Annotated in this window: 14 protein-coding genes; 8 read left to right on the top strand and 6 right to left on the bottom strand. The window is 67.1% G+C overall.

Annotated elements, in window-relative coordinates:
* Positions 1 to 37: 37 nt before the first annotated feature.
* Together ETX26_RS03460 and ETX26_RS03465 are read right to left on the bottom strand one after the other, a co-directional pair.
* Positions 38 to 685 (bottom strand): peptidylprolyl isomerase, encoded by a 648-nt coding sequence (locus ETX26_RS03460; protein ID WP_129523276.1) that lies wholly within the window; start codon positions 683 to 685, stop codon positions 38 to 40.
* 20 nt (positions 686 to 705) lie between these two features.
* Positions 706 to 1,854: an alpha-hydroxy acid oxidase gene (locus ETX26_RS03465; protein WP_129523277.1), complete on the bottom strand. Its 1,149-nt coding sequence runs from the start codon at positions 1,852 to 1,854 to the stop codon at positions 706 to 708.
* A 172-nt stretch (positions 1,855 to 2,026) separates the two neighbouring features.
* Between ETX26_RS03465 and ETX26_RS03470 the strand changes: the two genes are divergently transcribed.
* Entirely contained in the window at positions 2,027 to 2,359 is a 333-nt protein-coding gene (locus tag ETX26_RS03470) for a BlaI/MecI/CopY family transcriptional regulator (RefSeq protein ID WP_450091342.1), read from the top strand.
* The gene (locus tag ETX26_RS03475) at positions 2,356 to 3,915 is read left to right on the top strand and encodes a M56 family metallopeptidase (protein ID WP_129523279.1); all 1,560 of its coding nucleotides are present in this window, start codon (positions 2,356 to 2,358) and stop codon (positions 3,913 to 3,915) included. Before ETX26_RS03470 ends, ETX26_RS03475 begins: the two co-directional genes overlap by 4 nt.
* Before the next feature lie 11 nt (positions 3,916 to 3,926).
* Here ETX26_RS03475 and ETX26_RS03480 read toward each other — a convergent pair whose 3' ends face one another.
* Positions 3,927 to 4,598, bottom strand: a complete 672-nt coding sequence (locus ETX26_RS03480; protein ID WP_191984682.1) for a hypothetical protein — start codon at positions 4,596 to 4,598, stop codon at positions 3,927 to 3,929.
* On the bottom strand, positions 4,576 to 5,442 hold the full coding sequence (ypfJ, locus tag ETX26_RS03485) for a KPN_02809 family neutral zinc metallopeptidase (RefSeq protein WP_129523280.1): 867 nt from the start codon (positions 5,440 to 5,442) through the stop codon (positions 4,576 to 4,578). The genes ETX26_RS03480 and ypfJ overlap by 23 nt, the downstream gene beginning before the upstream one ends.
* A gap of 110 nt (positions 5,443 to 5,552) precedes the next feature.
* Between ypfJ and ETX26_RS03490 the strand changes: the two genes are divergently transcribed.
* The 5 genes from ETX26_RS03490 to ETX26_RS03510 all read left to right on the top strand — a co-directional run bounded on the left by ETX26_RS03490 (position 5,553) and on the right by ETX26_RS03510 (position 11,196).
* Positions 5,553 to 6,308, top strand: coding sequence for a 3-hydroxybutyrate dehydrogenase (locus ETX26_RS03490; RefSeq protein WP_129523281.1), 756 nt, complete (start codon positions 5,553 to 5,555; stop codon positions 6,306 to 6,308).
* Between the two features lie 85 nt (positions 6,309 to 6,393).
* The gene (locus tag ETX26_RS03495; protein WP_165271682.1) at positions 6,394 to 7,803 is read left to right on the top strand and encodes a M28 family peptidase; all 1,410 of its coding nucleotides are present in this window, start codon (positions 6,394 to 6,396) and stop codon (positions 7,801 to 7,803) included.
* Between the two features lie 87 nt (positions 7,804 to 7,890).
* On the top strand, positions 7,891 to 9,345 hold the full coding sequence (gene guaB / locus ETX26_RS03500) for an IMP dehydrogenase (RefSeq protein ID WP_129524130.1): 1,455 nt from the start codon (positions 7,891 to 7,893) through the stop codon (positions 9,343 to 9,345).
* 103 nt (positions 9,346 to 9,448) lie between these two features.
* On the top strand, positions 9,449 to 10,630 hold the full coding sequence (locus tag ETX26_RS03505) for an RsmB/NOP family class I SAM-dependent RNA methyltransferase (RefSeq protein WP_129523283.1): 1,182 nt from the start codon (positions 9,449 to 9,451) through the stop codon (positions 10,628 to 10,630).
* A gap of 59 nt (positions 10,631 to 10,689) precedes the next feature.
* Positions 10,690 to 11,196 (top strand): tetratricopeptide repeat protein, encoded by a 507-nt coding sequence (locus tag ETX26_RS03510; RefSeq protein WP_225425487.1) that lies wholly within the window; start codon positions 10,690 to 10,692, stop codon positions 11,194 to 11,196.
* 36 nt (positions 11,197 to 11,232) lie between these two features.
* Here ETX26_RS03510 and ETX26_RS03515 read toward each other — a convergent pair whose 3' ends face one another.
* Positions 11,233 to 11,706, bottom strand: coding sequence for an RNA pyrophosphohydrolase (locus ETX26_RS03515; protein ID WP_129523285.1), 474 nt, complete (start codon positions 11,704 to 11,706; stop codon positions 11,233 to 11,235).
* Positions 11,707 to 11,719: 13 nt separating this feature from the next.
* Complete coding sequence (locus ETX26_RS03520) at positions 11,720 to 12,673, bottom strand: alpha/beta hydrolase (RefSeq protein ID WP_129523286.1); 954 nt, start codon at positions 12,671 to 12,673, stop codon at positions 11,720 to 11,722.
* Positions 12,674 to 12,847: 174 nt separating this feature from the next.
* Here ETX26_RS03520 and ETX26_RS03525 point away from each other — a divergent pair, with 174 nt between their 5' ends.
* A complete protein-coding gene (locus ETX26_RS03525; protein ID WP_129523287.1) occupies positions 12,848 to 14,866 on the top strand; it encodes a 2-oxoacid:acceptor oxidoreductase subunit alpha in 2,019 nt (672 codons plus the stop codon).
* Positions 14,867 to 14,910 lie beyond the last annotated feature (44 nt).

Consider the following 14,910-nt stretch of genomic DNA (forward strand, 5'->3'; position numbering starts at 1 on the left):
GGATCGTGATCGCCCATAGAGGTCCTAGAGCATCGCTCTATTGGGCCTCGGCCCGCCGCGCCTCGATGATTTTCACCGGCTCAGCCAGCATCTGGCCCTTCATCCAGCCTTCGCCCTTGTTCGGATCGGTCGGCGCGGCGTAGATCGCGCGGACGACGTCCATGCCTTCGACGACATGGCCGAAGGCGGCATAGCCGGCGCGCAGCTCGGGGTCCTCCGAGGTAGGATCGGCATCCATTCCCGGTTGTTCCTGCAGCATGATCGAGAAGTCGCCGGTGGCCGTGCCCGGCTCATTTCGAGCCATGGAGAGCGCGCCCGCGGTGTGGAGCACGCCCGTCTCGCTGGTCGGCTCGTGCGCGATCGGGGGCAGGATGCGCTCGGGATCGTGCTGCGTGCCGGCCTGGACAAGTCCGTTGGGTTGCTCGCCCCAGTCGAGCTGCATAGCGCGGTAGAAGACGATCCCGTCGAAACGGTCCTCGTCCACATAGCGCAGGAAGTTCGCAGCAGTGACCGGCGCACGCTCGGTCTCGATCGCAACGGTGATGTCCCCCATCGTCGTCTCGAGCACGACGAGCGTGGTGTCGGGCTCGTCCGCCGGAGAAGGTGGAGGCGCAGGTGTCTCCTGCGCGAAAGCGGCGGAGGCGAGTGCGAAGGGCAGGGCGAGCGCGGCGAATCGTCCGAACATGCCGCGACTATGCCTGACTTTCACCGCTGCCGCAGCATCTCGCGGTCAAGCTGCTCGATGGAGGTCACGCCCATCAGGCGCATGCCGCGCTCGATCTCGTCCTTGAGCAGCGTGAGCGCGCGCTCCACGCCCGCCTGACCGGCGGCGGCCAGCGCGTAGAGGTAGAGCCGTCCGCCCGAGGCTGCGGTGGCGCCCTGCGCCAGTGCCTTCAGCACGTGTGTCCCGCGCCGCACGCCGCCGTCGCAGATCACCTCGATCTCGCCGCCCACGGCATCGACGATCTCCGCGAGCTGGTCGAACGGCGCGCGGCTGCCATCGAGCTGGCGGCCCCCGTGGTTGGAGACCATGATCGCGTCCGCCCCGATCTCGACGGCGCGGCGCGCGTCGGCCACGCTCATTACACCCTTGAGGCAGAACGTGCCGCCCCAGTCCTGCCGGATGCGTGCGGCCGTATCCCAGTCCATCGCGGTGTCGAGCATCGTGTTGAAGTATTCGGCGATCGAAACTGCGCGGCCCGTGCCCTCGCTGACGTGAGTGTCGAGATTGGGCAGACGGAACTTCTCGCGGAAAACGTAATCCAGCGCCCAGCGCGGCCGCGTGGCGTAGGACCAGAGGGCGCTCGGCGTGAAGCGGGGCGGGGTGGTGAACCCGCTACGCGCGCACCGCTCCCGCTTACCGGCGACGATCGTGTCAACAGTCAGCGCCATGGCATCGAACCCGGCCGCCCTGCAGCGCGCGATCATCGAGGCGTTCAGTCCTGCGTCCTTGTGGACGTAGAGCTGGAACAGCTTGGGTGTTGACACGAGTGACGCGATCTCCTCGATGGTCACGGTCGCGAGGCTGGAGATGCCGAACCACAGGCCGAACCTCTCGGCCGCCCGTGCGACGGCGCGCTCTCCCTGCCAATGGAACACGCGCTGGAGCGCCGTAGGGCTGAGCATCAGCGGCAGCGCGCTGCGGCGGCCCATGATCGTGCAGCTCGTGTCGATCTCGGCCACGCCGGCGAGCACGTTCGGCACAAGGTCCACCTCGTCGAATGCGGCGGTGTTGCGTGCCCGGGTGATCTCGTCGTCGGCCGCACCGTCGATGTAGTCGAACACCGGCCATGGCAGACGGCGCTTGGCCAGCAGGCGCAGATCGCCGATATTGTGGCAGTCCGACAGACGCATGACCCGGCTCTATCAGCAGCATCGGCAGGCGCCAATCGGTTCATCTGCGCTTAATGTTTACAAGCGTAGTCGACAGGTCTACGAACGTAGACGCAAAGCCGGGGAGGTTTTCGTGGCGAAGTCGGAAGAAGACGAACGGCCCGAACGTATCAGCGATGCAGAACACGCCGTGATGGAAGCGCTCTGGGCGAGGAGCCCGCTGACCGCCGCCGAAGTGTGCGAGGCGGTCTGTGCCGAGCGCGACTGGAGCTTGCCGACGGTCAAGACGCTGCTTTCGCGGCTCGTAACGAAGCAGGCGGTCATGACCAGGCCGGACGGGCGGCGGTTCCTCTACAGCCCGCTCCTCGCGCGTGACGATTACGTGGGCGGGGAATCCCGCAGGCTCGTGGATAGGCTGTTCGGCGGCCGCGCGGCGCCGCTCTTCGCCCATCTAGCGCAGGAGGAGGCGTTGACCGACGCCGATATCGCCGAGATCGAGGCACTGCTAAGGGAGCTGAAGCAATGAGCTGGCTTCTCGATACGCTCGTCTGGACTGCGGCGCTGATTGCGCTGGTCCTCCTGCTGCGGCGCCCCGTCGCGCGCCATTTCGGGGCGAAAGCCGCTTACGGGCTATGGCTGCTGCCGTTCCTGCGCCTGCTGCTGCCGCCGATCACGTTGCCGGCTTGGCTGGCGCCCGAAGCGCCGGCGACACCCGCCGCGCTGCCTTCCGAGGCAACTTATCTCATCATCGATCGAGCTGCCGCCCTGGACGGGATGGGTGCAGCAGTGGAGGCAGCGTCGCCGACAATCCCCTGGGCGGCGGCGCTGCTTGCGCTGTGGCTCGCAGGCGCGGCGGTGTTCCTGTGGCTGCGCTTTTCCGGGTACCACCGGATGCGCCGCGTGCTGCTTGCCGATGCGGTCCCTGTGGGCGAGGCGGGCAAGATCCGCCTGGTGGAAACGCCGGAGACGAACGCTCCGATCGCGTTCGGCGTAATCGACAAGGTCGTGGCATTGCCGCCCGGTTTCATGGCTCAGCGAGACCGTGCCGCGCGCGATCTGGCCCTGGCCCATGAACTCGCCCATCACCGTGGAGGCGACCTGCTGGCGAACTTCGCCGCGCAGCCGCTGTTCGCGCTGCACTGGTTCAACCCGCTCGCCTACGCCGGCTGGCAGGCCATGCGCCGCGATCAGGAAGCGGCCTGCGACGCCCGTGTGGTCGAGACAAGCGACCGTGAGACGCGTGCGGCTTACGGCCAGGTCATCGCCAGCTTCGCTGCCGGACCGCGGGTCGCGCTCGCTGCACCGATGGCCTGCCCTGTCCTGGGCGATAAGTCGATTATTCACCGTTTGAGGAGCCTGACCATGTCCGAGATCACTCCGCGTCGGCGCATGGCCGGGCGCGCGCTGCTTGCGGCCGGGCTTCTCGCCCTGCCGCTGACCGCTTCGATCAGCTATGCGGAAACCATAACCCTACCGGAGCCGCCCGAGCCGCCCGCTGCGCCGTCCGCTCCTGCCGACGTGCCGCCGCCTCCGCCCGCTCCCCCGGCGCCTCCCGCTCCGCCGGCACCGCTTCCGCTCAAGGTCGTCGGCGATCACCCCGACGGCGAGCCACGCCACATCGTCGTCCATCGGCTCGATGGTGACCACAAGGGGAAGCCGATGGTCGTCAAGCTGCATGGTGATCGCGCGACCTGGGAAGGCAGTGTTCCGCGCCTCTCTCCCGAAGCGCGAGCAGCTCACCTCAAGGCACTTGAAGAATTCGAGAACGAGTTTGGCGAACTCAGCGAACTCGCCAGCCTGGGCGAGCGTATCGGACACGAAGTGCGCATCGCTCTGGCCGACATGCCGGAGGTCCCGCGGGTGATCGAGGGCTGCCGCGGCACCGAGGTGGTCCACGAGAGCTCCGAGGATGGACGGCAGGTGATCCGGGTCTGCACGGCTGCGATCAGCGCCGAAGCGATGCGCGGCTTGCGCGAAGCCCGAGCGGAGATCGCCCGCGATCGAGCGCTGTCCGAGGAGATGCGCGCACGCGTGCTGAGCTCTCTCGATGAATCGATCGCGCGGATGGCCGCGAAGAACTAGGTCGCGGCGGTTCAACCGCCCACTGGTTGCACGACTTCCTCGGAAACGAAGGTGATCCCCCGGGTCCCTTCGTTTGCGGCTTTCGCATTCTCGACATCGGCTGCCGCTGCCGAACTCCCGTTGTCGAATGTGAGCCCGATCTCGGGCCATTCGACCTGATTATCTTTCGTCACGTTGATCTTCGCGAATGCGGGCCGGGCCGGATAGGCGCAGCCCATCTGCTGGCCCAGTCCTTTCAGATAGCCGCGCCGGATCAGGCCGGCGACGATCGCCGCCTCGAACTCGCGCTGATGGTCGGCGGCGCCGGTGATCTCGCGCACGATGCTGCGGAAGGGGATGAACGACCCGACCGCGCTCTTGGCGATACGGCCGACGGAGATGTCGTCGCGGTCCTCGTCGGCAACGTCGAGGTCGGCGCCGAGCACAGCATCGAGTTGGGCGATCGCGCCTTCGACTTCGCCGCACTCGTCCAGCCCTTCGTTCGCGTAAGGCGACTGCGCCGCGGCCAGCAGGATCTCCGGAATCGGATCCTTTGCGAGGTTGAGATCGGTAAGCGGCGTGGTGGCGATGTCCGCCATGTCCGGATCGCGGTCGCGCACGTTCGCCTGGTCCCGCGCCGCGAGCGGCGCGCCGGCCAGGACCGAGGCCAGCGCGAGCGCCTTAGCGCATGTCGAAATAGGCATCGCACACACTGTCATCGGCCTGCTTCATTCCGCGCTGCAGCGCTTCGGTGCGCTGGGCGCTCGAGCCGTGGGTGAAGCTTTCGGGGCTCACCTGCTGTCCGGCTCGGCGCTGCAGCGTATCGTCCCCGATCGCGCTCGCAGCGCGCAGTCCTTCCTCCATGTCGCCCGGATCGATCAGGTTGCGGTTCTTGCCGGCCCAGACGCCGGCATAGCAGTCTGCCTGCAGCTCCATCCGCACCTGCAGCTCGTTGGCACGGCCCGGGTTTTGCGACTGCGCGCTGCGCACCTGGGCGGCGAGCCCCGTCAGGTTCTGGATGTGATGCCCGTACTCGTGCGCCATGACGTAATAACGCGCGAAATCTCCTCCGGCACCAAGCTCGCGCGCAAGGGTGTCATAAAAGCTCGTGTCGATGTAGATGCCGTGATCCGCCGGGCAGTAGAACGGGCCCATCGCGCTCGACGCACCGCCGCAGCCGGAGTTGGTGCCGCCGACATAAAAAGTGAGCAACGGATCCTCGAACGCGATCCCCGCGCGCTCGAACTCGGGTTGCCACGTGCGGTTCAGCGAATCGAGCGCGTTGCAGGCCTCGAGAGCGTATTCGTTCTGTTCGCAGATCTGGGTGTCCGACAGGTTCGACTGCGGTTGCTGTCTGGATGGCGCGCTCTGCTGGACGCTGTCGATCGTGCCGAGCATCTGGCCCGGGTCCACCCCGAACACGAGCGCGGCCACGATCACGATCACCAGCGTGCCGCACCCGACCTTGCCTCCACCGCCGCCGGGAAACCGGCCGCCGCCACCCTGGCGTACGCGAATATTGCGCGGATCGAACCGGTTGAGCCTCATGAATTCTTCTCCCCGAGGGCGTCCGACGATAGTATGTCTGGACAGGCGCAGACTTGCCGGCAAGAGCGGTTTGCGCAAGGCTTCGCGCATCAATCCGCAGGGGGTATCGAATGTTCCTTTCAGGCAAGCGTGCGCTCGTGACCGGGTCGACGTCAGGCATCGGCCTCGCAGTCGCGCGCGCGCTGGCGGCGGAAGGGGCGGATATGGTGCTCAACGGCTTCGGAGAGGAAGCCGACATCGCCCGGCTCTGCGACGAGCTCCGCGCGCAGCATGTGGCGGCGGACCTGACCACCCGCGAAGGGTGCGACGCGCTGATGGATGCGGCCGGGCCGATCGACATCCTCGTCAACAATGCCGGGATGCAGCACGTCGCACCCGTCGAATCCTTCCCGGTCGAGAAATGGGACGCGATCGTTGCGCTCAACCTGACCGCAGCATTCCACACGGTGCGCCGCTCGGTGCCGCACATGAACGCGCAGCGCTGGGGGCGGATCGTCAACGTGGCGAGCGCGCATTCGAAGACCGCATCGCCGTTCAAGAGCGCTTATGTCGCCGCCAAGCACGGGCTCGACGGCTTCACGAAGACCATCGCGCTGGAACTGGCGCGGAGCGGAGTGACGGCGAACTGCGTCAGCCCGGGTTACGCCTGGACGCCGCTGGTGGAGAACCAGATTCCCGACACGATGAAGGCGCGCGGTCTCTCCCGCGAAGACGTGATCAACGACGTGCTGCTAGCCAAGCAGCCGACCAAGAAGTTCGTCCAGCCTGTGGAAATCGGTGCGCTTGCCGTATTCCTGTGCCGCGAGGAAGCGGGCAACGTCACCGGTGCCAACTGGAGCATCGATGGCGGCTGGACGGCCGAGTAGCCGGCCGGTGCGGGCGGGGGCGCACATGCATCGTTGGGCGATGATTCTGGTGGCAGCCGCCCTCTGGAGCTGTGCCCCTGCGCGAATGGTTTCCGCGCCCGGCGACAGTCTGGATGCGATCGAAAGCGAACTTGCCGCCGATATTGCCGTTCTGGCGAGCGACGGGTTCGAAGGCCGCCGCCCGGGCACGGACGGGGAAGCGAAGACGCTGCGCTACCTGGCGCAGACATGGCAGGCGATCGGGCTCGAATCCGGTACGAACGATCCGGCGCACCCCTGGTTTGCGCCGGTCGCGCTGCAACTCATCACGCCGGAACGGTTCGAGGCGAGATTCTTCCGCGGCAAACGCAGGATCGCGTTGCCCGACGGGGCAATCCATCTCTACACGTCCGGCCGCCGCTCGCTGCTCGAACGCAGCCCGGCCGTGTTCGTGGGGCGTGAGGGGGAGAACCTCGACCGCTCCGAGCTTGCAGGCCGCATCGCGGTCATGCTGTGGGACCATCCGCGCCAGGCCGAGCAGCGCGAGGCGCTGCTGGAGAAAGGCTCGGCCGCCGTACTCGCGATCGTGCCCGACGCTGCCGAGCTCACCGAACTAGCCTTCTGGCGGAGCAAGGGCGCCTACCGTCTCGCGGAAACCGATGACGGTGCACAGCTCGACGGCCTCCTTTCGCAAGAGGGCGCGGAGATCCTGCTGGGGGCAGAGCGTTTCGCCGCGCTCGCGGCAGCCGCGAGAGGGGAGAGCTTCCGTCCGGTTCCGCTCGAGATCGAGGCGCGCTTCGAGGCGGTATCGCTGTCGCGCGAAGTGCGCACGCACAACCTCATCGCGCGCCTCCCCGGCAAGCAGCCCGACGCCGGCACGGTGCTCCTGCTCGCCCATTGGGATCACTTCGGGCGCTGTGCCGAAGGGCAGGGGACCGACCAAATCTGTAACGGCGCGGTCGACAATGCCAGTGGCCTGGCGGTGCTCAGTGCCATTGCCCGGCGGCTTGCGCAGGCGCCGCAGCTCGACCGCGACGTCTACTTTCTCGCGACCACCGCCGAGGAGTGGGGGCTGCTGGGGGTGCGGGCGTTCGCCCAGGACCCGCCCCTGCCGCTCGAGACCATCGTCGCTGCGTTGAACATCGACACGATCGCGGTCGCCCCGCGTGGAGGCCCGGTCGCCATTGTGGGCCACGGGATGACCGCCCTGGACCGGGATGTGGAACGGATCATTGCGAAGCTTGAGCGCAAGCCGGGCGATCACCAATATGCCAACCGCTACGTCCGCCGTCAGGATGGATGGGCGCTGCTCCAGCACGACGTGCCTGCGCTGATGGTCTCCAGCGCTTTCGCGGACCGCGAGGCGATGGAAGCCTACATGCGGGACCGCTATCACCGTGCAGCCGATGCTGATGATGCGATACAGTTGGGCGGCGCAGCGGAGGACGTGCTGCTGCACCTCGCGCTGGTGCGGCATTTTGCGAGCCTCGACGCTTATTCGGTCAGAGCTCCATAAATTGCCGCTCACCCCTAGCGGGGGCCGGTACATGCGGTTACATGGGCCGCCACGATTCTCCCGGCGAAAGAATTTTACGTGGCTTCGATCGACATCCCCCTCGGCCTTACCTTCGACGACGTGCTCCTGCGTCCGGCCGAAAGCGACATCCTCCCGTCTATGGCGGACACTAGCACGCGGCTGACGCGCGACATCGCGCTCAACATCCCCGTGCTGTCCGCCGCGATGGACACGGTGACCGAGGCCGACATGGCGATCGTCATGGCGCAGCTCGGCGGGATCGGCGTGCTCCACCGCAATCTCACCATCGAGCAGCAGTGCACCGCGGTACGAGCGGTCAAGCGGTTCGAGAGCGGCATGGTGGTCAATCCGATCACGATTTCGCCCGAAGCCACGCTGGGGGAGGCGCAGGCCCTGATGACGCAGCACCGGATCAGCGGCATTCCGGTGACCGACCGCGGCGGCAAGCTGGTCGGAATCCTGACCAATCGCGACGTGCGCTTCGCCGAAAACCCGCAGCAGCCGGTGCGCGAGCTGATGACGACCGACAATCTCGCCACTGTGCCGCTCGGCACCGGGCAGGACGAAGCGCGCCGCCTGCTCCACCAGCGGCGAATCGAGAAGCTGCTGGTGGTCGATCAGGATTATCGCTGCATCGGGCTGATCACGGTCAAGGACATCGAGAAAGCCGTGAACTATCCCAATGCGACCAAGGACGTCAGCGGACGCCTGCGCGTTGCCGCGGCGACGACCGTGGGGGACAAGGGTTTCGAGCGGACGCAGGCGCTGGTCGACGCCGAAGTCGACGTGGTCATTATCGACACCGCGCACGGTCACAACAAGGACGTCGCCCGCGCGGTGGAGAAGGCGAAGACGCTTTCGAATTCCGTGCAGATCGTCGCCGGCAACGTCGCGACGGCGGAAGCGACGCGTGCGCTGATCGACGCGGGGGCGGATGCGGTGAAGATTGGCATCGGCCCGGGCTCCATCTGCACCACGCGGATCGTTGCGGGCGTGGGCGTGCCGCAGCTCACCGCGATCATGGAATGCGCGGAAGAGGCGGCGAAGTCGGGCGTTCCGGTGATCGCCGACGGCGGCCTGCGGACCAGTGGCGACGCGGCCAAGGCGCTGGCGGCGGGTGCCTCGACCGTCATGGTCGGCTCGATGCTTGCGGGCACGGCCGAGAGCCCGGGCGAGACATTCCTCTACCAGGGGCGCAGCTACAAGGCCTATCGCGGCATGGGCTCCGTCGGCGCGATGGCGCGCGGCAGTGCCGACCGGTACTTCCAGCAGGACGTGTCGGCGATGAAGCTGGTGCCCGAGGGGATCGAGGGGCAGGTGCCGTTCAAAGGCCCCGCGGCCGACGTGATCCACCAGCTCGTCGGCGGCATCAAGGCGGCGATGGGCTATACCGGCAGCGCGACGATCGACGATCTGCGCACGCGCGCGAAGTTCGTCCGCATCACCAACGCAGGGCTGAGCGAAAGCCATGTGCACGACGTCGCCATCACCCGCGAGGCGCCGAATTATCCGACGCGATGAGGGTGGGGCGCTCCTCGTGTAAGCCTCAGCGAAGGTTGCAGCATCGGGCGGCCAAACCTTCGGCTTCCAAGGGAGGCTCCAGCCCGCGCCAGGGTTCACATACATGACACCCGCCGCACGGGTACAGGCCGCGATCGAGCTGCTCGATACCGTCATCATGGCAGCACAAGGCAAGGGTCCGCCTGCCGACCGGCTGATCGTCGATTACTTCCGCCAGCGCCGGTATGCCGGGAGCAAGGACCGGCGCGCGGTGCGCGAGCTTGTCTACCGGGCGATCCGCGTTTGCGGGCCGGTCCCGTCCAGCGGCCGTGCGGCGATGATCGCGCTCGGCGCGGAGGACGAAGCGATCCTGCAGCTTTTCGACGGTTCGCCCCACGGCCCGGCGCCGCTCGCCAGCGGCGAAGTCGGTGCGCCGCCCGGTCTCGCGCCGCAATGGCTGGTCGAGGCGCTCGCTGGTTCCGGGATCGCGGGAGAGGAAGCTGCTGCCCTGCTGGACCGCGCCCCGCTCGATCTGCGGATCAACACGCTCAAGGCGGGCCGCGAAAGCATCGACCTGCCCGAACATGGCGAACCGCTCGTCGCGCCTAACGCATTGCGCTTTCCCGCGGGCACTTCGGTCGATCAGTGGCCCGCGTACCGCGAGGGACTGGTCGAGATCCAGGACCACGGCAGCCAGCTCGCCTGCATGGCCGTGGAGGCTCGGCCGGGGGAGACTGTGATCGACCTCTGCGCAGGGGCGGGTGGAAAGACTCTGGCGATGGCGGCCGCAATGCAGAACCGCGGCACGCTGATCGCAAGCGACACCGACCGCGCGCGGCTTGCGAACCTTGCGCCGCGGGCGGAGCGGGCCGGCGCCGGAATGATCGAGACGCTGCTGCTGAACCCGGGCCGCGAGATGGAGTCGCTCGAGCGGTTCGCGGGTGCGGCCGATGCGGTGCTGGTCGATGCGCCATGCTCCGGCACCGGTACGTGGCGCCGCAATCCGGAGGCGCGCTGGCGCCTCGACCCGGCGCAACTCGCGCGGTTTTCAGACACGCAGGACCGGCTGCTCGGTCTCGCTGCCCGGCTCGTGCGGCCGGGCGGGCGGATCGTCTACGTCACCTGTTCGCTGCTCGATATCGAGGGCGCGGATCGCATCGCGCATTTCCTTGCCGGAAACCCGGAATGGCGGGCCGACCCGCCCGATCTTCCGCTCGGCCGAACGCGGGGGAGCGGCGTGCGCCTGACGCCGTTCCACGACCAAACGGACGGATTTTTCATCGCGCGTGCAGCCTTGCCGTGTTAACCGGCGGCACTATGGCAGAGGAACCATCTGCAAGTGCCCGGGCCTACCAGGAGTTGATCATGCGTTTTGCCCCCGCAGCCGTTGCCCTTTCGCTGGCCGTTGCGCTTACCGCAAGCGTGGGGGTGGGAGCGGAACGCGAAGCCGATCCACGCGCGGCGGCATTGATTGCGGAAGGCCGCGCGGCGCTCGCCGCCGACCAGCCGCAGCGCGCCATCGATGCGTTCGAGGCCGCCCTGGCAGTCGATCCGGGCTATACGTCGATCTTCCTCGAACTCGCCCGGGCATCGCGTTCGGAGGGTCTGCAGGGCAAGGCGATCCACTACTACCGCGAGGCGCTGGCGCGCGATCCGGGTAATCTCGCAGCGATCTCGGGCGAGGGCGAAGCCTTGCTGGAGAAGGGCGCGATCGAGAAGGCGAAGGCCAACCTGGCCAAGCTCAGGAGCATGTGCGGTGAAGGCTGCCCCGAAACACGCCAGCTCGCGGCGACGATCCAGCGTGGCCCCCGTACTCCGGTGCTCGCCGCCGAATCGGTTTTGCCCGAAACGCAGGTGAGCAAGGCGAACTGATCGGTTTGCGAGCCATGCCCGTGCGGGACGCGCGCGCTATACCAGCTCGCGGAAAGCCTCCACCACGGCGCGATAGACGCGCTTCTTGAACGGCACGATCAGCTCGGGAAGTTGCTCGGGTTCGACCCATTTCCAGTCGCAGAACTCGGGCGGATCGTGAGCCTCGAGGTCGATATCGGCATCGCTGCCGCCGAAGCGCGCAAGAAACCAGACTTGCTCCTGCCCGCGGTATTTTCCGCCCCAGAGCTTGCCCATCAGCTCCTCCGGCAGGTCGTAGCGGACAGGTTCCTCCATCCGCTTGAGGATCGTGACGTGTTCGGCCCCTGCGCCGGTCTCCTCGGCCAGTTCGCGCAGTGCGGCGGCGGCGAGGTCCTCGCCCTCGTCGACCCCGCCCTGGGGCATCTGCCACCAGTCGCCCTCCTTGTTGTCGATACGGCGACCGACGAAGACCTTGCCGTCGGCGTTGACCAGCATGACCCCGACGCAGGGGCGGTAGCCGAGTTCGTCCATGTGTTTTCGTGCCTTAGTTTGCGTGCCGCTCGAGCATCAGCCTGATCGCGGCGAGAAAGGAATCGAGGTCCTTCTGCCCGCTGGGGATCGCCTTGCGCAAGGTGGTAAAGCCATGAATGATGCCAGGAAATTCGAGGTAGCAGACTTCGGTTCCCTGCTGAATCAAATGCGCGGCGTAGCTCCGGCCGGAGTCGCGCAGCGGGTCGAGGCCGGCGGTACACAGCACCGTCGGCGGTGCTCCGGAGCAGTCTCCGGCCATCGGGGTATGGCGCGGATCGCTCGGATCGCCGCCGTAGTTGTCGGTGAACCAGGCCATCGCTGCCCCGGTCAGGAAAAAGCCTTCGAAGAAATCCTTGAGGCTCTGGTGCTCACGGATGTCGTCCGCGACCGGGTAGATCGGTGCCTGCACGATCACCGGCACCTTCGCCGGCCGGGCACAGAGTTGGTTGGTGGTGACGATCGTCAGGTTGCCGCCCGCGCTGTCGCCGGTGATGACGAGGCCAGTGAATTGCCGGCCGAGCTCCGCCGGGCTCGAAGCGATCCAGCGTGCCGCTGCCTCGCAGTCGTCGGGCGCGGCGGGGAAGGGGTGCTCAGGCGCGAGGCGGTAATCGATCGAGACCACCGGCAGGTCGAGCTGGTGGCAGATTTCGGTGCACAGCGAATGATAGACCTCCAGATCGCCGATCGTGAACCCGCCGCCATGGATGAACACCACGCACGGGCCGGGAGCGCGGGTTTCCTTGGTGTCGTAGAAGCGCAGCGGAATGTCGCCCGTCGGTCCCGGACATGTGACGTCGCGGATCACGGGCAGCTGGCGCGGCTCGGCTTCCGCGAGCGCGCCGAGCATGCGCATTCCCTCGCGGCCTTCCTCGACCGGCAATTCCTCTACCCCGGGACGGCCCATCTGCTCGAGCATATCGAGAAATCCGCGCACGTCCTGGCGCACGTAGTGTTGGGTATCGGCCATCGTTCCCTCCCCGCGATCGGTTGCTTTTCGCAATCCTAGCGCCCAGCCGGTGCTTTTCCACTCGACATTTTTGCCCCGGGGGAGAAAAACTTCATTGCGGGTGCGGGTTGCCGTGCATACGTGCCACCGCCTGAAACGAATGCGCCGACACGCGACGCGCAAGAAGGAATTCCGATGGCTACGCAGGCCGCCGATACGCCGCTGGACGCGGAAACCCCAGAAGCCGTCGTGGTGCGCTTCGCCGGAGATTCCGGCGACGGCATGCAGCTGACCGGCGGACAGTTCACGCTCTCGACTGCGCTGGCGGGCAACGATCTCGCGACGTTCCCCGACTTTCCGGCCGAAATACGCGCGCCGCAGGGGACGCTGTTCGGCGTTTCGGCGTTCCAGATCAACTTCGGCAGCCGCCAGATCAACACCGCGGGCGACGCGCCGGACGTGCTCGTCGCGATGAACCCAGCGGCACTCAAGGTGAACCTGGCGGCACTGAAGCCTGGCGGATTGATCATCGCCGACACCGGTGAGTTCACCAAGCGCAACCTCGACAAGGCGAAGTACGACAGCAATCCGCTCGAGGACGGCAGCCTGGCGAAGTACGACGTGCTCGCGTTCGACATCAGCGCGCTGACGATCGAGGCGGTCAAGCCGTTCGGCCTCGGCAACAAGGACGCGCTGCGCAGCAAGAACATGTGGACCCTCGGCCTCGCGCTGTGGATGTTCGACCGTCCGCGCGAGCCGCTGCACGAGTGGCTGCGCGCCAAGTTCAAGAGCAAGCCCGATATCGCCAACGCCAACATCGCCGCGCTCGATGCGGGTCATGCCTACGGCGAGACGGCGGAGCTTTCGGGGCCGCTCAAGCAGGTCCACGTAGCTCCCGTGCCGAGCGCGCCGGGGCTCTACCGCACGATCACGGGGGCCGAGGCGGTTTCGCTCGGTCTCGTCGCGGGCGCGCAGCTCGCCGAGCTGCCGATGTTCTTCGGCGGCTATCCGATCACGCCGGCGAGTGCGATCCTGCACCACCTCACACGCCTCAAGGAATTCGGCGTCACCACCTTCCAGGCGGAGGACGAGATCGCCGCCATCTGCGCCGCAATCGGCGCGAGCTACGCCGGGCAATTGGGAGTGACGTCGTCGTCCGGCCCGGGCATCGCGCTCAAAGGCGAGGCGATGGGCCTGGCGATCATGACCGAGCTGCCGCTGGTGATCGTCAACTCGCAGCGCGGCGGACCGTCCACCGGCCTTCCCACCAAGACCGAGCAGAGCGACCTGTACCAGGCGGTCTACGGCCGCAACGGCGACGCGCCGATGCCGGTGATCGCCGCCCGCAGCCCGTCCGACGCGTTCGAATGCGCGATCGAGGCATGCCGCATCGCGGTCCAGTACATGACCCCGGTTATGCTCCTGACCGATGGCTACATCGCCAATGCGGCCGAACCGTGGAAAGTGCCGGATCCGGCGAGCTATGAGAAGTTCCCGGTGCAGTTCCTCACCGAGAAGAACGACGGCGACCGGCTGCTGCCCTACAAACGCGACGCGAAAGGCGCGCGGCCGTGGATCAAGCCAGGCACGCCGGGCTTGCTGCACCGCATCGGCGGCATCGAGAAGCACGAGCTGACCGGCAACATCGATTACTCGCCCGACAATCACCAGCGGATGACCGACGCCCGCAAGGCGAAGGTCGATCGCATCGCGGTGCCCGACCAGGAGGTCGCGCTCGGCGAGCCGACCGGCACGCTCGCGGTGGTAGGCTGGGGCTCGACCTACGGCCCAATCCACCAGGCTGTGGGCCGCGCGCGGCGGAAGGGGCTGGACGTCAGCCATATCCATGTGCGCCACATCTGGCCGCTGCCGGCCAATCTAGGCGCGCTGCTCAAAGGGTTCGACAAGGTGCTCGTGCCCGAGATGAACACCGGCCAGTTCAAGACGGTCCTGCGCGACCAGTTCCTGGTCGACGCCGAGCCGCTGACGAAGACCAGCGGTCAGCCGTTTCAGATCGCTGAACTGGAAGAGGCGATCGGCAAGTACTTCGACGACGTCCCTGGCAACGAAGGCGGCGAGATTCCGGCGAACGAGCAGCAACTGCCGATATCCGAATCCGGCCATGATGACGGTAGCTATCCCGATGCCCCCTTCCACGGCGACGACGCCGCGCTCCCGGGCGAGGGATCGGACACCGGGGCGGTGAACCAGTGAGCCGCCCCCTCCGCCCGTTCGCCCTGAGCTTGCCGAGGGGCCGC

The organism is Pelagerythrobacter rhizovicinus, from assembly GCF_004135625.1.
Taxonomy (GTDB): domain Bacteria; phylum Pseudomonadota; class Alphaproteobacteria; order Sphingomonadales; family Sphingomonadaceae; genus Pelagerythrobacter; species Pelagerythrobacter rhizovicinus.